At 63.8% G+C, this 21128-nt stretch carries 17 protein-coding genes and 1 pseudogene; 8 read left to right on the top strand and 10 right to left on the bottom strand.

The features are described 5' to 3' along the window. Window positions 1-162: 162 nt before the first annotated feature. From ABEL04_RS11525 to ABEL04_RS11515, 3 genes are all read right to left on the bottom strand, one after another. Entirely contained in the window at window positions 163-609 is a 447-nt protein-coding gene (locus ABEL04_RS11525) for an Hsp20/alpha crystallin family protein (RefSeq protein WP_375802540.1), read from the bottom strand. A 251-nt stretch (window positions 610-860) separates the two neighbouring features. Next, window positions 861-2150 carry a fumarylacetoacetase gene (gene fahA, locus ABEL04_RS11520; protein ID WP_375802539.1) on the bottom strand — a complete coding sequence of 430 codons (1290 nt, stop codon included), beginning with the start codon at window positions 2148-2150 and terminating at the stop codon, window positions 861-863. A 51-nt stretch (window positions 2151-2201) separates the two neighbouring features. Beyond that, window positions 2202-3209, bottom strand: coding sequence for a hypothetical protein (locus ABEL04_RS11515; protein WP_375802538.1), 1008 nt, complete (start codon window positions 3207-3209; stop codon window positions 2202-2204). 464 nt (window positions 3210-3673) lie between these two features. Between ABEL04_RS11515 and ABEL04_RS11510 the strand changes: the two genes are divergently transcribed. Both ABEL04_RS11510 and ABEL04_RS11505 read left to right on the top strand, forming a co-directional pair. Beyond that, window positions 3674-5134: a tetratricopeptide repeat protein gene (locus tag ABEL04_RS11510; protein WP_375802537.1), complete on the top strand. Its 1461-nt coding sequence runs from the start codon at window positions 3674-3676 to the stop codon at window positions 5132-5134. Between the two features lie 360 nt (window positions 5135-5494). Then, window positions 5495-6691, top strand: a complete 1197-nt coding sequence (locus tag ABEL04_RS11505) for a cystathionine gamma-synthase (RefSeq protein WP_375802536.1) — start codon at window positions 5495-5497, stop codon at window positions 6689-6691. Window positions 6692-6727: 36 nt separating this feature from the next. Here the strand turns inward: ABEL04_RS11505 and ABEL04_RS11500 are convergent, their stop codons facing one another. From ABEL04_RS11500 to glmM, 6 genes are all read right to left on the bottom strand, one after another. After that, window positions 6728-7219, bottom strand: coding sequence for a DUF427 domain-containing protein (locus tag ABEL04_RS11500; RefSeq protein WP_375802535.1), 492 nt, complete (start codon window positions 7217-7219; stop codon window positions 6728-6730). 29 nt (window positions 7220-7248) lie between these two features. Continuing rightward, entirely contained in the window at window positions 7249-8754 is a 1506-nt protein-coding gene (gene hutH, locus ABEL04_RS11495; protein WP_375802534.1) for a histidine ammonia-lyase, read from the bottom strand. A 62-nt stretch (window positions 8755-8816) separates the two neighbouring features. Beyond that, a complete protein-coding gene (locus ABEL04_RS11490; RefSeq protein ID WP_375802533.1) occupies window positions 8817-10346 on the bottom strand; it encodes a class I adenylate-forming enzyme family protein in 1530 nt (509 codons plus the stop codon). A 129-nt stretch (window positions 10347-10475) separates the two neighbouring features. Then, the gene (locus ABEL04_RS11485; protein ID WP_375802532.1) at window positions 10476-10970 is read right to left on the bottom strand and encodes a PAS domain-containing protein; all 495 of its coding nucleotides are present in this window, start codon (window positions 10968-10970) and stop codon (window positions 10476-10478) included. A 50-nt stretch (window positions 10971-11020) separates the two neighbouring features. Next, entirely contained in the window at window positions 11021-12418 is a 1398-nt protein-coding gene (locus tag ABEL04_RS11480) for a hypothetical protein (RefSeq protein ID WP_375802531.1), read from the bottom strand. Between the two features lie 301 nt (window positions 12419-12719). Then, entirely contained in the window at window positions 12720-14123 is a 1404-nt protein-coding gene (gene glmM / locus ABEL04_RS11475) for a phosphoglucosamine mutase (RefSeq protein ID WP_375802530.1), read from the bottom strand. A gap of 220 nt (window positions 14124-14343) precedes the next feature. Here glmM and ABEL04_RS11470 point away from each other — a divergent pair, with 220 nt between their 5' ends. From ABEL04_RS11470 to rlmN, 5 genes are all read left to right on the top strand, one after another. Then, window positions 14344-15312 (top strand): heme A synthase, encoded by a 969-nt coding sequence (locus ABEL04_RS11470; RefSeq protein ID WP_375802529.1) that lies wholly within the window; start codon window positions 14344-14346, stop codon window positions 15310-15312. A 52-nt stretch (window positions 15313-15364) separates the two neighbouring features. Next, on the top strand, window positions 15365-16315 hold the full coding sequence (gene cyoE / locus ABEL04_RS11465) for a heme o synthase (RefSeq protein WP_375802528.1): 951 nt from the start codon (window positions 15365-15367) through the stop codon (window positions 16313-16315). Window positions 16316-16402: 87 nt separating this feature from the next. After that, entirely contained in the window at window positions 16403-17374 is a 972-nt protein-coding gene (locus ABEL04_RS11460; protein WP_375802527.1) for an ATP-binding cassette domain-containing protein, read from the top strand. A 113-nt stretch (window positions 17375-17487) separates the two neighbouring features. Further along, on the top strand, window positions 17488-18270 hold the full coding sequence (locus tag ABEL04_RS11455) for an ABC transporter permease (RefSeq protein WP_375802526.1): 783 nt from the start codon (window positions 17488-17490) through the stop codon (window positions 18268-18270). Window positions 18271-18328: 58 nt separating this feature from the next. After that, window positions 18329-19438 (top strand): 23S rRNA (adenine(2503)-C(2))-methyltransferase RlmN, encoded by a 1110-nt coding sequence (gene rlmN, locus ABEL04_RS11450; protein ID WP_375802525.1) that lies wholly within the window; start codon window positions 18329-18331, stop codon window positions 19436-19438. Between the two features lie 37 nt (window positions 19439-19475). On the opposite strand, the gene ABEL04_RS11445 is transcribed toward rlmN, so the two are convergent. Continuing rightward, window positions 19476-20183 carry a hypothetical protein gene (locus ABEL04_RS11445; RefSeq protein WP_375802524.1) on the bottom strand — a complete coding sequence of 236 codons (708 nt, stop codon included), beginning with the start codon at window positions 20181-20183 and terminating at the stop codon, window positions 19476-19478. A 677-nt stretch (window positions 20184-20860) separates the two neighbouring features. On the opposite strand from ABEL04_RS11445, the pseudogene ABEL04_RS11440 reads away from it, so the two are divergent. Beyond that, window positions 20861-21128: pseudogene (locus tag ABEL04_RS11440) on the top strand (ATPase); the annotation flags it as partial.

The following is a 21128-nucleotide window of genomic DNA, read 5'->3' as shown; positions in this document are numbered from 1 at the left end:
GAGAGGGAACAGTGGGACATCCGATCCAGGACGACGTGGAGCCCGAGAGCCTCTGAGCAAAGCTGTGCACGCGTACACGAATGCCCCTGACCGGAATGATCCAGCCAGGGGGCATCCGGGGTCTTCCCGGCGAATGTGGGTCAGGGGGAAGGGGGGAGGAGGCTACTTGATTTCGATCTGGCGGGGCTTGGCTTTCTCCGCCTTCGGCATGGTGATAGTGAGCACGCCACTATCGTGGGTCGCACTGATGTTGTCGGCATCCACCGTGCGGGGCAGCACGAAAGAGCGGCGGAAGTGGCCGAAGGGACGCTCGACACGCACGAGCTCGTCGTCTTCGTCGCGGGGGTCGGTCGTGCGTTCCCCGCTCACGGTCAGTTCGTTGTCCTGATAGCTGATGGACACGTCGTCGGTCGCCATTCCCGGCATGTCGAGGCGAACGCGGTACGCCTCCTCGGTCTCGAGGAGGTCCATGCGGGGACGCCAAACCGCCTGGGAAGACGAAGGGGTCTTCTCCGAGTCACGGGACGAGAGGAGGCGATCGAAGACCCGATCGATTTCGTTCTGGATGCTCCCTGCGTCTTGATTACGGGTGCGGCTCAGACGAGTCATGGGCTGTACGTTGGGGTTGTTCGAAGGGGTTCGTGACATGCAAGACCCAATAGGTTCAATCACTCCGTCCTTCGCTGGAGCAACACCTATACCATCCCAATTATCTCCAAGAATCGTCTGCCAGTTCGACAGGGATATCGGACGACGTGGCACCTCGAAGGGAAAGGTGCGCAATTGTGGCAAATTGTCCGCCAAAAGATCCGCCTCCGCGACGGCCGACTTGGGGGGTGGGCACTTGCAGCAGGCACTGCTCACGCGCACGGCGCCGGCCGGACCGTGCCCTCGGCGGTCCCAAAACCGATCCGGTAGCCGTCTCCTTGCGCGTACCCCCGCATGACTACCCGGTCGCCATCGTTGAGGAACGAACGACGCTCGTCCCCGGGCAGCGACACGGGCTCCTCCCCCCGCCACGACAGCTCAAGCATGCTCCCGTAGCTGTCCTCCGTTGGGCCGCTGATGGTTCCCGAGGCGAGGAGGTCGCCGGGACGGACGTTGCAGCCGTTCACAGTGTGGTGGGCGAGTTGTTGGCGCATCGTCCAGTACAAGTACCGGAAGTTGGTGCGGCACACCGTGTGCGGGTCCGCCATGGACGGGGTTTGAAGGCCCACCTCAAGAGTGATGTCGTAGGCCGCGTCACCGTCGGCCTGCAGATAGTCGAGCGGTTCGGGATCCTGAGAAGGCCCATCGGTTCGGAAGGGCTCAAGGGCCTCCATGGGAACGACCCAGGGAGAGATTGTGGTGGCAAAACTTTTCCCGAGGAACGGGCCCAGAGGTTCGTACTCCCATCCCTGAATGTCGCGGGCGCTCCAGTCGTTGACCAGTACCATGCCAAAGATGTGGTCGGAGGCTTCGTCGATGGGAATGGGGGAGCCGAGGTCGTTGCCGTCCCCGACGAAGAAGCCGGTCTCAAGCTCAAAGTCGAGCAACTGGGAGGGGCCGTAGATCGGGGGCTCGTCTGCGTCTGGTCGCGTCTGTCCACACGGCCGCTGCACGTCTTGACCACTCAAGATGACCGAGCTCGCCCGCCCGTGGTAGCCCACCGGCAGATGCACCCAGTTGTCCTTCAGGGCATTCTCGGGACCCCGGAACATCGTCCCGACGTTTCTCGCGTGCTGCTTCGACGAGTAAAAGTCGGTGTAGTCGCCAATGTCGACGGGCAGTTGAAGCGAGACGTCAGTACGCGGGTGGAGGACGCGCTCGCGGAGGGACGTATCGTCCCGAAGCTTGGGGGTATCGGCGCGGAGAAGCCGCTGCAACTCGTTTCGAGTGGTCGTCCACGCCGAGGTGCCGAGGTCCATGAAGGCATTCAGGGTGCCCTGGGCAAAAGGATGGGCATCTCGGATCTCCGGCACGTCGAGGGCCCCTTCCTCGTTGAGCACAGCCAGGTCCAACACGTGGTCCCCAATGGCCACCCCAACGCGGGGCACGGTAGAGGCCGGCGGCGTGAAGACCCCGTACGGGAGATTTTGGATTGGGAAGGGATGGTTGGCGTCCACGTCCAGGAACGAGGAGAGAGAGGGGTCGGTCGTAGAATCGCTCATCGGAAGAGAAAAAACCGGTGGACAGAGAAGTGGCGAGTCGGGGGGAGCCCTCTACAGCAGTTCCAGATCGCGCAGGTGATCGATGGGTTCCTCGAAGCTGCAGCTGCCGAACGAGAGTGCAAGGACATCCCGGGCATGGCGGATCCCGTCGAGAGAAACGGTGAGATCCCGCCAAGCAAGCCCCTCCTTGAGAAAGCGGAAGTGATCCGCCGACTCTTCGAAAAGGACGGCTTGAATGTCAGGCTTCTTCAAGTTGTGCTCGGCGGCAAGAACGGCGGCGGCGAGGATGTTGAGGAACCCGTGCACCTCGGTGTCAAGCCCGTCGTCGTAGTGGCGCATGGGATGATGCAGGCCCGCCGTTGCTTTGAAGGGAATCCCTGCGTTCCGGCAGGTCGCGATAAGGGCTGCCGCGTCTTCTACGGCCGGAACGTCCGTGGGCTCGGCTCCACCACATCGCATCTTCAGTCCCACCAGGGTGCGGGCAGGCACGGCCTGTTGGCTGTTGTGGTCGGCCACTGCCGCACACAGGTCCGTAAGACCCTCGACGGCGTCGTCGGGGCGCAGGGGCAGCTCGAGAAACAGATCAAGCTTCGCCGTGCCGCTCGCGACGAGCTTGCGGCTCACAGCGTCGAGGAAGGACGCAACGTCCGTCTGAGAAGATCCGATCAGGGAATCTGGAAGGGGCACCTCCATAACGTCCACCTGCGCTCGCTCCTCGTGGTCGGCGTCGAAGGCCTCGATGACGTCTAGGTCGCGATTGAAGGCTGCGAGGAACGTGTCCGGATCGTCGCCGCCGGTCCCAAGCACCGAGAACTGATAGGGATCCCCCTTTTTGAGCAGCGCCCGGTATGTGGTCAGGTCGGGGAGACGGCGGACCGGGAGGACGAAGCGTGACAGCATCCATGCCTCCTGGTCACCCCGGTACTGGTCGTAATTTTGAAGCGCCCGCCGGAGCGACAGGTCGGCGGGGGGGAACAGGCCCGCGTAGTCGAGGACCTCGTGGAGCAGGGTCCGAAGACTGAGCGTGACGAGTGAGTCTTGGGAATCGGTCGATTCCATGCGGGACGGCGGAATGAACAGAGAGAGCGAGGCAGACGCAGGGCACCTGTGCCAGTGACGGTCCGACCCCACGAAAAAGGGACTGCCTGCCACGGGCCGACGGGCGAGGGAGGCACCTGCACCAAAAAAGGAAAGCCGTGAAGCAGTTCCAACGTGCTCAATTCCGGTCGATGAATCGAAAGTTCACGGACAAGCCTCTGAAACGTATTGCATGGCCTCCTCATTCCCAATATCATGAGGGATGCTTTTCACTCCCCCGATCCCGTCGGCTCGGCACTCGGCCCGGCGGGCATTCGCATACCGGCGTGCCCTGCTGACGGTCGGGATCCTCGACGGATCTCAATCAAATTTGACTCACCCTGAATCCCCCCATGATGACGACGCGACAATCGGCGGTCTTCGCAGTTTTTCTGACCGGTGCTGTACTCGCAACTCTCGCTGGCTGCTCGGCCGGAAATCCCAACATGAGCGAAGCCGAGAGTGCTATGAAAAAGCAGGAGTACAAGCGGGCCCTGGCCAACGTAGACTCGGCACTCGCGAAGGATTCGGCCAATGTAAAGGCTCACATGATGAGGGCCCGCATTCTGCGCCAGATGGCCGACAGCTCAGTGTCTCCGGAGCGGTATGCGGAGCTTTATAAGCGCGCCCGGCAGGCCGAAGAGAAGGCCATCAAGTTCGATCCCGGGCGGCGAAGCGAGGTTCAGTCGCAGCGCAAGCTCGCATACATTCAAGAGTACCGAAAGGGAGCCCAGCGATTCCAGCGTGCACGTCGGTCGGGCAAAATGAAAGACTATCTCCGGGCTGCCGCCTTCTTTAAGGCCGCAGGAGCAATACGTCCCGACTCAACAGGCCCCATCCTGAATGAGGCATACGCCCGTCTCAATGCTGCCCAGCAGGCAGAGGGAAAGAAACAGGCCCAGATGCAGAAAAAGGTCGTTCCGATCCTGGAACGCTACATCAAAAAGGAGGAAGCCCCGAACAAGAATGCGTACATCATCCTAACGCAGTTGTATCTGCAGAATAACAACCCGGAGAAGGTCATAAGTTTCGCAAAAAAGGCCATCGACGACCTCTCAGATCGGCCCACGCACTTCCAGATCTCGGGGACTAGAGGATTGAAGTACACGGGCACCGTCGAGGTTGGGGGCTCGTCCCGGAGCGTGAGCGGGACGATTCCGGACAGGATCAAGCTGTCGACCAGCAGTGGGAGGGTGGCTGGTTCCTTTCAGAAAAGCAAGGCAAAAGGACAGTTGCGGGTGAGTCTCTTTCTGCAAGGCTCCCAGATCGCGAGTGATCAGGCCACGGCCAAGTCCGACACCGCGTCGATCTCCGAGAATCTCACCGGATTGGATCCCCTCGCTCAGCTTCAGAACTACCGCCTAAACGCACTCAATCAAGCCGGGAAGACGGAGCAGGCGAAAGAGATCTATCGGAAGCGAATTGAAAAGAACCCGAAAAACGCCACCTACCGGTACAACTACGGCTCTCTTCTGCTCAACGAGGACAAGTATGAGAGTGCAGCGGAGCAGCTGGCGAAGGCCGTAGAGCTCGATCCTGACGATCCCAAGAAGCAATACAACCTCGGGGCGGCATACTTGAACAAGGGAGTGGAGCTTCAGGATAGTCTCGTCACGATGCGAGACTCCCTTGTAAACCAGAACCGCAAGCTTACCGAGGAAGAGAAGAAGAAGCTGAAGGCGCTTGATCAGGCGCGACTCAAGATGTTTAGGAAATCCATTCCACCGCTCGAGCGGGCCAAGCAGCTGAGCGGGAAGGGGGGACAGTACCGCAAGGACGCCTGCCAGGCCCTGGTCCAGGCATATGTTCAGACCCAGCAGACAGAGAAGGCACAGAAAGTCGAGAAGTGTGCTGGGCAAATGGGCAGCGAGGGAACGAAGAATGAAAGCGGAGGGAGTGGAGGCTAGCAGTCCCTAGCGGATGTCAGGCCGATCCCAAACCCGGATGTTACATCCAATGAGACGACCTGACCCCCCGGGTCTCCAACCGGAGGCCCGGGGATTGGTACGTAAGAGAGGAGAGACACCTAGATCGCCCGGGCTCTTGACGAGCTTTGGTCTTTCTTCAAGCAAGCGTTCGTCCTGAGAGGCCTGTCGACCAGGCCAATCCCCGGTCCCGGGCCGGAGACAAGGTCGGGAACGCTCGCCGCCCGGGCGAACTGCCGGAGGGCGAGGCCGGCGGACCGCAGAGCAGGAATGGTGCACAGGGACGTGTGCACAGACGATCCTTCGTGAACAGCGCTTCTTCTATCGGAACGCACCCGCATCATGGCGAGCACTTCTCATTCCAATCCGCCAGGCGACAGCGAAGACGCGCCCTCAGGGTTTGGCACCCGTGCCGTGCACGCTGGGCAGCAGCCCGATCCGGCGACGGGAGCGGTCATGACGCCCATCTATCAGACCTCCACCTACGCCCAGGAAGCACCCGGCGAGCACAAGGGACATGAGTACTCGCGGGTGTCTAATCCCACCCGGTCTGCGCTCGAAGGGAACCTCGCTGCCCTCGAGAAGGCCGACCACGGGATTGCCTTCAGCTCGGGGGTGGCCGGCATCGACGCCATCATGAAGAGCCTGCGCCCCGGCGATCATGTGGTCGCCACGGACGACCTGTACGGGGGGACCCACCGGCTACTCCGGCAGGTTTTTGAGCCCCTCAACATCGAAACGACGTTCGTAGACATGGGCGACCCGAAAGCCGTAGAGGCGTCCTTCACCGACGATACGGCGCTCCTCTGGGTGGAGACGCCCACGAATCCGCTCATGCGAATCGTAGACATCGAAGCGCTCAGCGAACGGGCGCATGCTCACGGCATCACGGTCGCGGTCGACAACACCTTCGCCACGCCGTATCTCCAGCAGCCCCTCCTGCACGGGGCGGACCTCGTGCTCCACTCGGCGACTAAGTATCTCGGCGGGCATTCCGACCTTATTCTTGGGGCCGTGTGTACCGACTCGGACGAGTGGGCCGAACGCCTTCGATTCCAGGTCAAGAGCACTGGGGCCTCCCCGGGGCCGATGGACTGCTTTCTAACCCTGCGCGGGACCAAGACGCTTCACCTGCGCATGGAGCAGCACTGTGCAAACGCGCGCCGGCTCGCCCAGATGCTCAATGCGCGCTCGGAAGTGGGGCGCGTCCGGTATCCCGGATTGCCTTCGCATCCGGGCCATTCCCTGGCGCAGAAGCAGATGTCGGACTACGGCGGCATGATCTCCTTCGAACTCGCCGACGACGACATGGAAAAGGCCCTCGCCATCCTGGACGCCACCGATGTCTTTACCCTCGCCGAGAGCCTGGGCGGCGTCGAGAGCCTCATCGAGCACCCCGCATCGATGACACACGCCTCGATTCCGGCCGAAGAGCGGCGGAAGATTGGCCTAACGGACTCTCTGATTCGCCTCAGCGTCGGGGTCGAGTCCTTCGACGACCTCCGGGACGACCTGGACCATGCGCTCTCCCAGGTCTGACCGGTCCAGCCGAGAGGGTAAACATGCGCCGTGCGGTTACCAGCCCATGGTGCCGGGACCGCCCTTGAAAGGCCCCGCAACATCGTCGGTGATCCAGCCCCCGTAAAAGTCGCCCTCCTGGGCACGAGCCTCCTCGTCACCGACGTAACAGCTATCGACTTTGCTGGCGTAGAATGTGATGTAGTCCTGCAACTCGGCGTACCGGTCCGTGGGATTGGGATAGCCCCAGGCCGCGCTCCGGGCCGAGCGGTTGCCCACGGTCACTGTGTAGTAGGTGGCACGGCCCTTAAATTCGCACATCGTCGTTCGGGACTCCTGCTCCAGATGCTCCATCGCCACGTCCTCAGGGGGCAGATAGTAGACCGGCGGATGGCTCGTTTCGAGCACACGAACCGCATCGGTGGTGTCGGCGATCATCGTGTCGTTGAAGACAACCCGAATGCGCCGCTCGGCGGGTTCGAGGGCGGGCGGACGCGGGTAATCCCAAACAGATTCCTGGTCAGGGGCAGTATCGTCTGGTCTTGGCATGGTGGTCGGAGGGAACAAGAGGAGTGAAGTTACGAGGAGGATGGAGACAGCCAGTGATCGGCCAGGCGATCGATCTCGTTTCGGAGAGCGCGGTCTTTCCGGACCGGATCAAACGCGGGCATCCAATCCGGCGGGTTCGGGGCCGGTCCGTCGGCCCGACCTCCGGCGCGGAGGTGCGTAAGTTGAGCAAGTGCGAGGCCTGCGACTGAGAGAATTGGGGCGAGGTGGTCGGTCTGGCCGTAAGCCCGCCGGGCCGCGAGGGCGCCCATGGAAACGACATCCTGATTGTCGCCGTTCGTCGGGATCGACGCAGTGGCCGCCATCTGAGCGTCACTACGCATCTCGGCCACGAGGGCCGTGGCGGTGAGTTGAGCGCCCCCAAACCCACTGTTCGGGCCCGGCTCCCAGGCGAGAAGGGGTGGGGCGCCACCATTCTGATCGGGGGAGAGAAGCATGTCCAGTTGACGCTCGGCCAGCACGCCCACCTGCGTGAGGGCTTCATTCAGCGCATCCGCGGCGAAGGCCACCTGTTGGCCCTGAAAGTTGCCGCCGTGGAGCACGTCGGCGTCTTCCGCGTCGAGCACGGGATTGTCGGTGGCCCCGTTGAGTTCCGTCTCGACGAGTCCTCGGACGTACCGGAGCTGGTCCCGAACGGCCCCGAGGACCTGTGGGGCGCAGCGAAGAGAGTAGACCTCCTGCAGGGGGCGGTCCGCAGAGGAGACCCGTTCACCCTGCGTCGCCACCTCCCGGATGGCGGCGGCACTCTCTGCCTGCCCGGAGTGACCGCGAGCCTCGTGGAGCCGGGCGTCCAGGGCCTCCAGAGAGCAGCCGAGGAGGCGATACATCCAGCCGGTGAGGGCCTCGGCCCGTTCCAGGAGGCGCCAGCCGCGGGCCAGAGCGAGGGCCGCGTAGGCCGTCATGAAGGCGGTGCCGTTCACCAGTCCCAGAGCGTCCCGCCGGTCCAGACTCAGAGGGGAGAGCCCGGCCTCCACTAGGGCCTCGTCGGCATCCACGAGTTGATCGCCGTCCTCCACCACAAATCCCTCCCCCGTGCAGGCGCGAGCCACGTGGGCCAGCGGCGTGAGGTCACCACTTGCGCCCAGCGATCCGATTTCGGGGACGGCCGGCACTAGATTGGCCTCCACCACCCGCATGACACCGTCCACGAGGGCGGGCCGCACAGCCGAATGCCCCTGCACCAGTGCCTGAAGCCGAACGATCATCGTCGCCCGGACGAGAGGAGGAGCGGCGAAGGCCCCGGCTCCCGTTCCGAGGTGAGCAATCAGCTCGCCCCCACGGTCGGCCTCCTCCGAAGCAGCAGTTTCGTCGACGAGGGGGCCGAGTCCTGTCGTCACACCGTAAATGGAGCGTCCCTCCGCACGGGCACGGTTCAGGGCCGACCGGGCGGACGCGAGGGCTTCGTCGGCTGCATCTGTCGTCTGGAGGCTCGTGCCAGCACGAAGAGCGGCCCGCTCGACCTCCTCGCAGGCCAGTGAGACGTCGGGGCCGAGGGAGAGAGAAGAACGGCTAGGCATGAGCGGGGGCAGTCAGGAGAGTTCGAGTTGAGGAGCCGGGGCGGCGGCGAGGCCGGCACGACCTACCGAGACAGATGGTGCTCTGTGAGCACGTGGGCCATCTTCGTCCGGTCCACCGTTCCTTTCGCCTCCATCACCCAGTCCTCGGGGGGCACGGCCGTGCTCCATCTAAGTTTTGCCCCGAGGGACCCAAGAGCACTCTGAAGCTGCTCCTGAGAGGGCAGCTCAGACGGGGGAGCGTCGGAGCAGAGCGCAACGGCCACGTCCTCCCCGTTCGGGGTAAACAGCAAAACGTCGCGCAACGAAGGATGAGCCCCCTTGAGCTGTGCCTCCAGGGTCCCCGCCTGCACGAGACGACCATTGGACAGCTTGAACGCCATGTCCTTTCGTCCCTGAAAGAACAGATCCTTTCCGTCCCGACTGACGAGGTCGCCCGTGTGGACCGTCCGGTTCGGATCGGCTCGCTCAAGCGTTCCGTCCTGCCAGACCCCAATGCATGCGTTGGGACCCTCGAACAGAAGCTCCCCGTCTTCCGCCACCTCGACCGTGCAGCCTACAGGCCGACCCAGGTAGTTGGCGGCCCACCGACCGGGCGCCCCCAGGGCGATGCCCGGGGCTGCCTCGGTCTGACCGTACCCGACCCGGAGGCGCGTTTGGGCGAGGCGATCGGCGAGGGGGCCCGAGACCGGGGCGCCGCCAACGATGCCCCCGTTGAGGCGCTTGAGCAGAGAAGGCCCCCGCTCGTGGTCGAGAAGGCGCTGAATCGTAAGGGGAACCGCTGACAGATGGGTCGCATCCCACGCATTGGCGAGCCCGACGAGCCCCGATGCGTTGCGTCCCCCGTCGGGATCGCGGACGATCTCGGAGCCGGCCAGAAGTGCCGGGAAGAGGTCGAGGACCAGTCCAAAGGCGTGGGCCCAGGGCAGGACCGAGAGGACGCGAGCATTCTGCAGGGTGAAATGCGGGAGATGGCTCGCCAGGACCGATAGCACGTTGTGGTCCGAAAGGGCAACCCAGCGGGCAGGCTGTGTCGTCCCCGAGGTTCGGAGCAGGAAGCGAACGTCGGGGGTGCGCTCCGTTTCGGCAGATCGGAGGGAGTCAGGTGTTGAGCTCGGCCCCGTGTACTCGTCCGATCCCCAGGCGCGCGGGCTCGGATGGGACGCAACGGCCGCGCGGGCGTCGAGCTGCGGGAGCAGGGCCTCGATGTCGTCGTCGGGCGACGCGAGAGCAATGGTGAGCCCCTCCCACAAGGCTGCTACGAGGACCTGTACGAAGGCTGTGGAGGGGGGAAGGGCGATCACGAGACGGTCCCCAGCCTGAAGGCCCGCAGCACGGAAGGCATCCGTCCACAACCGCGACCCCGTCCAGAGGGAGGCCGCAGGGGTAATCGTCCCGTCGGTAATCAGGGCGGGCAGGGCGCGGTCCCGGAGGCGGTCGTAGAGAAGATCGTGCCAGGGATTTGTGTCCAGGTCCTCACCAACAGCAGGACAGTGGCGGAGGGCGTCCTGAAGGCTCTCGACGGCCTCTGGAGACTCCCTCGTACGGGGCAGCCCGTTGCTCTCCGAATTGTTCGGGGAGCCATCTGTCTTCATTGGGGATAACGTGTGTGGGTCGTGCAGCGAAGCAAAGAGCAGAAATGGGAAAGCCTCCTTGTCAGTCGGAACGAGGCACCGACGACACTAGGGGGGCGATGGGCCGGGGGCATTACCCACGTATTCGAGTCAGTACTCCTTCGCCATGATCCAGTTATTACCCGACGAGTCACGGTACAGATGAACGTCGACAAGCGTGGGACGCATCCTGTACGTGTAGGTGTACGTGAGCGTCTCATCGAGCTCGTCCCGACGGACTCCCTTCCTGAAACGACCCCGGAAGAGCCGGTTGTTCGTGCACGGAGCCACCTCCGTGAAAAAACTCCGTCCCTCAGCCTCTTCGGGAGTCACACCGCTAAGTTCTGACTCGTACTGATTGAAAAACTGCACGATCCCTTCGTCGTCGAGCTTAACGATGCCGAAGTCCACTTCATTGAGGGTCTCGTCGCTGGCATACTGCAACTGTTCGCCAACGTTTTCGCCCTGAAAGGAGAGCGGACTCTCGTCTCCGGAGTGCAAGGCATCGCTCGTCGACTTCGAGCGGGGAGGGGACGCCTCGGGCCTGTCGGCAGGACCCGCGGGGGGCGAATCGGTCGACTCTCGGTCGGAAGCTCCGTCAGGCATCACGCGTGTCGTAGAAGTCGGAAGCGGATGGGGACAAAGCAGCGATCGGCCTACTGCCGCGACTGGAAAAGAATCCAGGTGGCAGCCTGATCAGCGGCGCGGTAGAGGTGTAAGGCCAGATGAGGGGAGGAGCGATCCTCCTCCTCAGCGTGCCAGTAGAGGAACGGGAGATCCACCGCATCAGACTCCCTCTCCTCCTTGACCTTTTGCCGGAAGAAGGCGGTGTCAATGTCGGACTCGAGCTCCGTAAAAAAGTGGAGTCCTTCCAGGGCTTCCGGCGTGTCGGCTACGACGCCCGGCCATTCGAGAGCCTTCTCGTTGGCCCGCAAAATTGTGCCGTGGCTGTCCACGCAGAACGCCCCTGCCGGAAGGGCGTCTAGTTCCTCGTCCGACATATCTCCTAACCGATCCCGTTCCCGCTCCGAGAGGAGAGGCTCGGTCGTGGGGGACACGGCGGGATGCGCGTAAAACTCCCGGTCCTCGTACACGACCTGGAGCTGCTCCTCCATGCTCCGAATCAGCTGAGCGATCGCCTCAGGATTGCTGGTATCGAGACGGAGGTTCAGAGCCTCGAGTTCACTTTCGAGGGTGGTGCGCCATTCCTGCAGGGTCTCCTTCTGGTGGGCGAGCGTGCGCAGCCGATCGGTCAATGCCTCGAGGTGCTCGGCGGTGTCTTTCACGCCGCCAAAGCTCTGCTCCGCTACGCGGCGTCGCTCGTCGTACAGCTCGTTAAGTTGCACCTCCATGTCTTCGATCATCGACACGGCGTGGTCGACGCTGTCAATCCCCCGCTCCGACAGCTGCTCCTGCTGCTCGTAGAGGGCCTCGAGCTGGTTCTGCATGCTCGCCACTGTCTCGACGATGCGCTCGGGGTCGTCAAGGCCAAGGCGGGCGAGGCGCTCCCGTGTGCCATACAGCTCGTCAAGCTGTTGGACGAGGCTGCGCACCATCGTAATGACCGCCTCGGAGTCGGAGAGGCCCAGTTCCACTTCCAGATCGCGCTCTGGGGGGGATGAGGACGAATCCGAAATCTCAGATGTCCCGCTCGGGGACGATGCTCCGTTGATCTGGCCGTTACGCTGGTAGAGGCTCTCAAGTTGGTCGGCAAGATTCTCAACCATCTCGATGATGTCCTCCGGGGAGGAGAGGCCGAGCCTGCGGTGAAGCTTTGCCTGGAGCGCGTGGAAGCGCCGCAGCTGCTCGAACGTGTCACCGGCGGAGGGACCGCCGCGAATCTGCTCACTGGCACGCTCCGCGGCTTCCTTCTCCCCGTAGAGATCGACGAGCTGCTTCTTCATGTTCTCGATCATGCGGAGGGCCTGCTCAGACCCCTCAATGCCTGCCTCGGCTAGGGCTTCTCGCTGTGACTCAAGCGCTTCGTTCCGCTCACGCAGGGCCCGGACCTCGGAGAGAACCTCCGAGGGGTCGGACGTTGGAAGAAGATCCATCAGCTGTTCCCAACGGGATCGATACCACGCAAGGTCGTGGGAAGAATCGTGGTGTTCAGTCATAGCAGCGATCTACTGGGAACTAGGAACGGTCCGTGTCCCGAGTACCTGCCGAGCGAACGGGACAGCTCCGAACTGTAAGGCCGCTGAAGAGGAGCCGATACTTGGGCACTCGACCCGCCAGGTCAAGTGCTCAAATTAAACGTAATGAGCGACCGTTCCTCCAGTTTTTTGGAATTGCCCGACCGTTACATGGTGAACGTACTGTGAAATTTCCAGGACTCGGGACCCGTATCGTTCCTCAGCGGAGGGCCGCTGCCAGATCGCGCAGCTCGTCTTTGAACCGGTCGGTAAGGTCCTGCGCCGCCGCCTCGGTGCCGGCCTCCGCGTAGACCCGAAGAATGGGTTCGGTATTCGACGGCCGCATGTGCACCCAGGTGTCCTCAAAGTCAATTCTGAGGCCGTCGAGGGTCGACAGCTCCTCCTCTTCGTAGCGCTCCGCCACGGCGGTAAAGAGGTCTTGGGTGGGAAGGTCAGGGAGGGGAAGCTTGTCTTTCGCCATGGCGTAGTGGGGCATGTGGTCGTGAAGGGCCCCCAGGGATTGCCCGGAGTCGGCCAGGTGCTGGAGGATCAGCGCCGCTCCGGCGAGGGCGTCCCGGCCGTAATGCAAATCAGGCACGATGACCCCACCGTTGCCCTCGCCGCCGAGCACCGCACCCACATCTTTCATGCGCTGAACAACATTGATTTCGCCGACGGCCGACCGGTACACAGGTTGGCCGTGCCGGGCGGCCACATCTTCGATGGCCTGGGACGAGGACAGGTTGGTGACGAAGGGGCCTTCGCGGTGCCGCCACAGAAAATCCGCCGCGAGGACTTGCGTGAGCTCCTCAAGGATAACCCGCCCTTTCTCGTCCACGAGGGCGAGCCGATCGGCGTCGGGATCGACCGCGAGACCGAGATCAGCGTCGTGCTCGAGCACGGCCTCTGTAAGTCCGGTAAGGTGGTCGGGACGGGGCTCGGCGGGATGAGCAAAGCGGCCGGTAGGCTCGCAATGGAGGCAGTGCACGTTTTCCTCGGCCACTCCGAGGCGATGAAGGAGGTGCGGCAGCGCGACGCCTCCCACCGAGTTGATGCCGTCGACGGCCACGGTCAAGTTTTGGGCGGCAATTCGCTCCGGGTCGGTAAAGCTGAGGTTCAGGATAGCGTCGACGTGCTCGGGGAGGGCGTCCCGGGTACGGTAGGCGCCCAGATCTGTGTACTCCACGGGCGCTGCCTCACCGGCCTCGGCCTGGTCAATCACGGTCTCTCCCTGCGCAGGCGTGAGAAACTCGCCGTTCTCGTTGAGTAGCTTGAGGGCGTTCCACTCCTCGGAGTTGTGGGACGCCGAGAGGACAATGCCCCCGGCCGCCTCCTCCTGGAGGACCGTCAATTCGACCGTCGGGGTGGGCGCCAGGCCCAGGTCGAGCACGTTACACCCCATGCCACGGAGCGTGCCGACGACGACCTGCGCGTGGGCGTCGCCGGAGGGCCGAGCGTCGCGCCCCACCACCACGAGCGGGTTGCGTCCCGTGGCATCGGCCCGCTTCCGGCACCAGCTCCCGTAAGCCCCGGCGTATCGGACAAGGACGGACGGGTCCAGCCCCCCGCCAACGATACCACGAATGCCGGAAATGGACGCGATGAGGGTGTCGTCTTCAGTCATGGAAAGCGAAGAATGTGTGACGGACAGGGACGGTGGTGTATCGTAACAGAAGAGTCAGGGGAAGGGGGAAAGTGATTGCCGACAGGGCGTAGAAGCGCACTCCACAATGGTTCCGTTCGCGTCCTCTTTACGGAACCGAAAATACCCCCTTTTGTGAGAGAATCGGGGGTAGACAAGACCGAACTAATCTTTCTGCTCGTTTCCGATGGAACGAAAGGCTGTGCGCTCCACTCGTCTGAACTGGACGTGGCGACGCTGGTTCTCAGCGGGCACGGTGTTTGCGACGGTCCTCCTCCTATCGTGGGGAGGTGTCGTTACCAGCATCGAGGCGGGCATGGCCTTTCCGGACTGGCCGACCTCACTGGGCTCTTACAATCTGATTAACCCGACAGAGGGTTGGTGGAGGGTTCCTGCCTATCTGGCGGAGCACGGCCATCGGCTCATCGCAAGCCTCGTAGGCATGCTCACAGTGGTGCTCGCCGCATGGACCTGGTGGGCCGATCCCCGCGCATGGATGCGGAAACTCGGCCTCGCGGCCGTGGCGCTTGTCGTTGCGCAGGGCATTCTCGGCGGCCTGCGTGTGCTTTGGGTATCCAGGGACCTCGCCATGGTCCACGCCTGCGTTGCACAGCTGTTCTTTGCGGTGCTCGTGGCGATGACGCTGTTCACGACGAAGACGTGGCGGGATCGACGTGGGATCCTGCCGGCCACCGGCGCGGCCCAACGTCTCCGGCGCCTTTCCTACGGGGCTGCCGCAGTCATCTATCTTCAGATTGTGCTCGGGGCACTACTGCGCCACCCGGGGAGGGGGCTTTCAGGGGGGCTCACTGCCATGCACACCACAGGGGCCTTTCTCGTGGTTGGGATCGTCCTAGCAGTGTTTGTGGTCGCGGAGAAACACTTCGACGAAGTGCCGACCATACGCCGAACGGCGTACGTCCTGCTCGGAACCATGGGGCTCCAGTTTGCGCTTGGGCTTGCCACTCTGCTGCTCACGCTCTACGAGGTGTCGGGAAGTGGAGGCTTCGTGGCGTATGTGCTTCTCACGGTGTCTCACGTGGTGGTGGGGGCCTTGTTGCTCGGGATCTCGGTTGTCCTGGCGCTTCTTGCTTCCCAGCGTCGCGACGGTGCGGGGCAGCGGTCGGCCGCGGAGAGCCCGAAACCAAAACTGGCCAGCGTCGAATCGTAGCTCGGTGCCGGATTCCGCCTTTCGCTCTTCCTTTTCCTAGTGCGCGCTGTTCATGGATTCCCCGTCCAACGGGTCGTCGGACACACCTTTGGCCGTTGCGGCCTCCTCGTCCGCGGCGGACACGCAGTCTGCCACACGCTCTGTGGGGGCGGTGCTCTGGGACTACGCGGTGCTGGCGAAGCCGGAAATCTCTTCCGTCGTCACCCTCTCGGCATTCGCGGGGTTCCTGCTCGGGGCCCCGGCAGGACTTGACGGGTGGGTGCTCCTGTGGACACTGCTGGGCGTTGCCCTCTGCGCGGGGGGCGTGGGGGTGCTCAATCAGGTGTTCGAGCGGAGATTCGACGCACAGATGCAGCGGACGGCAGCCCGGCCCCTCCCTGCAGGACGGGTGGATCCTGACGTGGCACGTCGGATTGGGATTCTCATGGTCTGCGCAAGCGTCGGCCTTCTGTGTCCGCTGGTCAACGCCCTCACGGCGGTTCTCGCAGCGCTCACGGCCGCGCTGTATCTCTTCGTCTACACGCCCTTAAAGCGCAAGACGAAGTGGAACACCCTGGTTGGCACGGTGCCCGGAGCGCTTCCGGCGCTTGGCGGCTACACCGCCGCCACTGGACACCTCGGACCGGGAGGATGGTCGATCTTTGGCATCCTCGCCTGCTGGCAGATGCCGCACTTCTTGTCCCTCGCCTGGATGTACCGCAAGGACTACGCGAGGGGCGACTATGCCATGTTGCCGGTCGTGGAGCCGGACGGAGACTCTACCGCGGCACAAATGATAGGCTTCGCCGCGCTTCTTGTGCCGGTAAGCCTGCTCCCCGCCCTCGTTGGAAGCGCCAGTTGGATCTACGGGGTCGCCGTCCTTCCGCTTGGGCTGTGGTTCCTGGCTACGACCATCGTCTTCCAGGGCGAACGCACCGGGCAGAAGGCGAAGCGAGTACTTAAGGCGTCGGTGCTCTACATCCCGGCGCTGGTAGGAATCCTGATGGTGGACTGGTTCATTTGAGGCACTTCCTCTGAGACGCGGTGCACGCCTCGCCCCGCAGGTCCGTTGGGCTCACCCGTGCCCACACTCACACACGCTTGGTCAGAGATGCAGACACCGGCCGTTGACATTGAGGGAGTGACTCACCGCTACGGGGGGCACGTGGCCCTGCGCGACGTGTCACTCCAGGTGCCGCCGGGCATGCTCTACGGCCTGCTTGGGCCCAACGGGAGTGGGAAGACGACGCTCTTCCGGATCCTCGCCACGCTCATGCCGCCGTCGGAGGGACGAGCCCAGGTCTTTGGCTTGGACACGACCCAGGAGCCGGACACGGTCCGCCAGCGACTTGGGGCGGTCTTTCAAGCCGAGGCCCTCGATGAGAACCTGACCGTCCGCGAAAACCTGCGCTTTCAGGCGTCGCTCTACGGGCTACATGGCGCGGATCGGCGCAACCGCGTGGACGCGTTGCTGACGCGCCTCAACGTGGCCGACCGGGCGGGCCAGGCGGTATCCAGCCTCTCAGGTGGGCTCCGGCGCCGTGTGGACCTGGCCCGTGGCCTGCTGCACCGGCCGGACCTGCTCTTGCTCGACGAGCCGACGTCCGGCCTCGATCCGGCCGCCCGCCGCACGTTCTGGGCCGCCGCGCGGAGATTGCAGGAGGCGGAGGGCACAACGCTCCTTCTGGCGACCCATCTCATGGACGAGGCGGCGCGCTGCGACCGCGTCGGCATTCTCTCGAACGGCGCCCTCGTGACCGACGGCGCCCCGGACGCGCTCAAGGCTGAGCTCGGAAACGAGACGCTCTGGCTGGACACCGAGTCGCCAGCGGCGCTTAGCGACCGCGTCGAGGCCCAGTTTGGCGTGTCTACCCAGATCGTCGGGTCGACCGTGCAGGTGGCCCCCTCGGACCCCCCAGCGTTCCTGTCAGCTCTGTACGAGGCGGTGGGCGACCGCATCCGCAGCGCCACGATCCGGACCCCGACCCTGGAGGACGTGTTCATGGTGCACGCAGGCACTGTGCCGGATTCGGATCAGGAACGAGTACTTGCTCAAGTCACCGGGGCACAGGACCAGGACTGACTGTTCCCTCCCCCGTCCTGCCCATGTGCCGCGCGCCATGTAGCCGAAGGTGAATCCGTCCCTCGTCGGCATCGTCCCTCACGTTTCCCCTCTCACATCCCTCCCCCCTCGCTATGCACGCACTTCGGACCGTAGGGGCCCTCACAGGTCGGGAGATGCTCAAGTTCGTGCGGGACCGGAGCCGGGTGCTCGGAGCACTGGCTCAGCCACTAGCCCTGTGGGTGCTCCTCGGGCTCGGCTTTCAGGGCACATTCCGACCTCCATCGGGGGCCGCGGCCGAAGGGGGGTACATGGAGTTTCTCTTTCCAGGCATCATTACCCTCGTCCTGCTCTTTACCGCCATTTTCTCGACGATCTCGGTCATCGAAGAGCGCGCATCGGGCTTTCTGCAGGCTGTGCTCGTGGCGCCTGCGCCCCGGACTGCACTCGTATTCGGCAACGCACTGGGCGGTACGCTCCTGGCAACCGGGCAGGCGCTTCTCTTTCTCGTGGCACTTCCCCTGCTCGGCATTGCTCTGAGCCTCAGTGGCTTCGCACTGATCGTGGCCGAGTGTGTCCTGACTGGAATTGCGTTTACGGCGCTCGGCTTCGCCATTGCCTGGCAAATGGACACGACGCGGGGCTTCCACGCTCTCATGAACCTGTTCCTGCTGCCGCTGTGGTTCCTGTCGGGCGCTATGTTCCCGATCGAGGGAGCAGCTCCAGTACTGCAGTGGATCATGTGGGCCAATCCGGTTTCCTACGCCGTGAGTGGCCTGCGACACGGCCTGCACGCCGAAGCCGCCCCGGCTGCGCTAGCTGGCCCCGGCCTGTGCCTTGCTGTGAGTGGGGGGTTTGCTGCGCTCATGGTCGGGATGGCCGTGTGGCAGGTGCGGCGGCCGTTCTTCCAGCAGTAACCAGGAGGATAATGGCCGAAGCGAAACGTCTAGTTGAGATCCGGCGTTCTTCCTTGCTATGCCTGACGTCAAAACTGCCTCCCATACCGTCGGCACCGCCGAAGACCGCGTGGACCTCAAGACAATGGGCCGCGCGGCGCTGAAGGACTTCGTGGCCGAGCACGGTGAGCCCCGCTACCGGGGCGATCAGCTCTTTCACTGGATCTACGGGAAGGGCGTGTCGGACTTCGAGCGCATGTCGGACCTCCCGAAGCGGATGCGCCGTGGCCTCCAGCGGCAGGCGACGGTGGAGAACATCGAGATCGTCGAGCAGCAGCAGGCTGCCGACCAGACGGTGAAGGCGCTCTTCGAGCTGCCGTCGGGGCGGGAGGCGGAGACCGTGCTCATTCCGGCCCTCGACGAGCGGGGAGAGGCCCGCCGCCTCACGGTGTGCGTGTCGAGCGAGGTGGGGTGCGCGATGGGGTGCGAGTTTTGCGCCACCGGCCTCATGGGCTTCCGCGAAAACCTAACACCGGGGGCCATCTTCGACCAGGTGTGGCACATGAACGAGGTGGCCGAGGAGCACTTCGGCCGGCCCGTGACGAACGTCGTGTTCATGGGCATGGGCGAGCCGCTCCTCAACTACGACGCCGTGCTCGACAGCATCTCCATCCTCACCGACGAGGACAGCCTCAACCTCTCGGCGCAGAAGATCACCGTCTCCACCGTGGGCCTTGCGCGCCGGATCGTAGACCTGGCCGACGATCAACTGCGCGCCAACCTGGCCGTCTCCCTGCACGCGCCGGACAACGAGACCCGCAGCAGCATCATGCCGGTGAACGAGGCGGAGAAAACGAGCCTGCCAGCACTGAAAGAGGCGATCCAGTACTATTCCCGGAAAACGGGCCGCCAGGTGACCTACGAGTACTGCCTCTTCCGCGGCGTCAACGACAGCGAGGCCGATGCGCGCCGCCTCGCCGAGGTGAGCCGCTGGGCACCCAGCAAGGTAAATCTCCTGATGTACAACCCGGTGGAGGGGCTCAACTTCGAGCGCACCTCTGAGGAGCAGCTCGACCGCTTCGTGCAGGTGCTCGTGCAGGAAGGCGTGACCGTGACCGTGCGCCGGAGCCGCGGACAGGACATCGATGCGGCCTGCGGGCAACTCGCAAACGAGGACGACAACGGATGAAGCGGGCGGCCGGGACGCGGCGTGCAGCAGGGGGGCATTACGAAGCCCCGGCTGCTGGCAGGCGCCACGTGTCGGCCAAGATCCCGCGGTACTCCTGGATGAGTGCACCGGTCTCGCGAGGGGGGAGGCCCGGCGTATCGACCGAGTCGGGATAGCCCAATGCCGACCACCGGGTCCCGAATGCGATCTCCTGAAGGACCGCGGCGACAAGCTCGGCTTCCAGCTCCCGGGCCAGTCGTGCTTTTCTCGGTGTGCGAGCCGTGCCCCATGCTGGACGAGGGTGGGGGGCCGAGAGGCGCCGCACAATGAAGTGGGCAAGCTCGTGGGCGAGGGTGTGCGTGTAGCGGGGAGGCGGACGACCGGAGCGAGGAGGCGTCGCCTCAGTGCGCCCGAACAGGTACGGAGAGGTTCGCGAAAGGCTGTCCGGCGCCCGGAATCGGTCTGTGCTCAGCAAGATGATTTTGCCGCCGAGAGGAGAGTACACCCCGTAGTGCACGGAGTCGACACGAACCCGAATTGTGTCCGGGAGCGGGATCATTTTCTCCGACAGTCGACGGAGGAGCGCTTCCTCGGCATCGGCGAGGGGGCCTGCCTGCTCATCTACGTGCACTCCGGCAACCATGCGGGGGTTGGGCGGCCCGGACGCATCCTGAACGGTGTGGGCGTGTGCTACGGGGACGAGGAGGGCCAGTAGTCCTGTCAGTCCCCACTGGACCAGCTTGTACGTGCCGCGGTAGAAAATCATGGAGTAAAACTGTGGGCAGTTGGCGGCAATCCTTGGATCCTCTTTCGAGAACTGGTTGCACGTAGTCAGTGCTCTCCGAATGTCGACTTTGGCCAACCAGAAGTGCGACTGTGAGATCCGGGACTGAGGAGGAAGGTGTTACCGGTTGGAAATGTATCGGAAGAAATGATCGAAAGACCGGTCGTTGTCCAGAGAGGGCTTGAGGGGGAGGGAGCTCCCTTGCCAGCCGCACGCGGCGGGGAAAGGATCTTCGAGACGATTGGGTCGATCTAAGAGGACTCCCGCTGCGCATCCGTATCCCCGAGCGGTTCGGGCGCTCCGACCCGAACTGGCAAGAGGCACACTCATCCATCGGGAAGCCGTACCAGGACCCATGCGCGTTCTTCCGTCCGATTCTTCCGTCTCCGGTCGCCTCGTCCGGGGACTGCTCGGTGTGTCGAGAATCCACGCCGCTGTGCGGTTCCCTCCGCGCGGCTTGAAGAGCATGATCCGCTGGTTTCTCTTCGGCCTCATCGGCGATATTCTCCCGGTAGCCGCCGGCCTCCTCCGTCACGCGCTGGGTCCCCGGACGTCCACGACGCGACGGCGACCCCAGCTTGGGGGAGGCCCCAACGTCTGCCCGATGACCCGTTGCCCGTAGTCCCGCCACCGCTCTCTCTTCCCAACGCTCCCCCGCTATGTTTGAAGACACGAGCTTTCGTTCCGAGCACATCGGCGTCATCACCCACGGCTCGTTGAACGACGGGATCGAGATGAAGCTCGACCCGGGCGAGTCGGTCGAAAACGTGGTGGCGGGCACCTTCGTGGTCATCCAGGGGGAGCAGTACGACTTCTTCTGTATGATCACGGACGTCGAGATCGAGGCGGCCAATGAACAGATCCTGCTCAATCCGCCCGACCCGTCCGACGACCTGCTGCGCGAGGTGATGCAGGGCTCCGGCACCT

Origin of the sequence: Salinibacter sp. (genome assembly GCF_042218895.1) — a bacterium.
GTDB lineage: Bacteria > Bacteroidota > Rhodothermia > Rhodothermales > Salinibacteraceae > Salinibacter.
The sequence above is the reverse complement of the archived record's forward strand: the minus strand, read 5'-3'. Positions and strand labels throughout refer to the sequence as shown.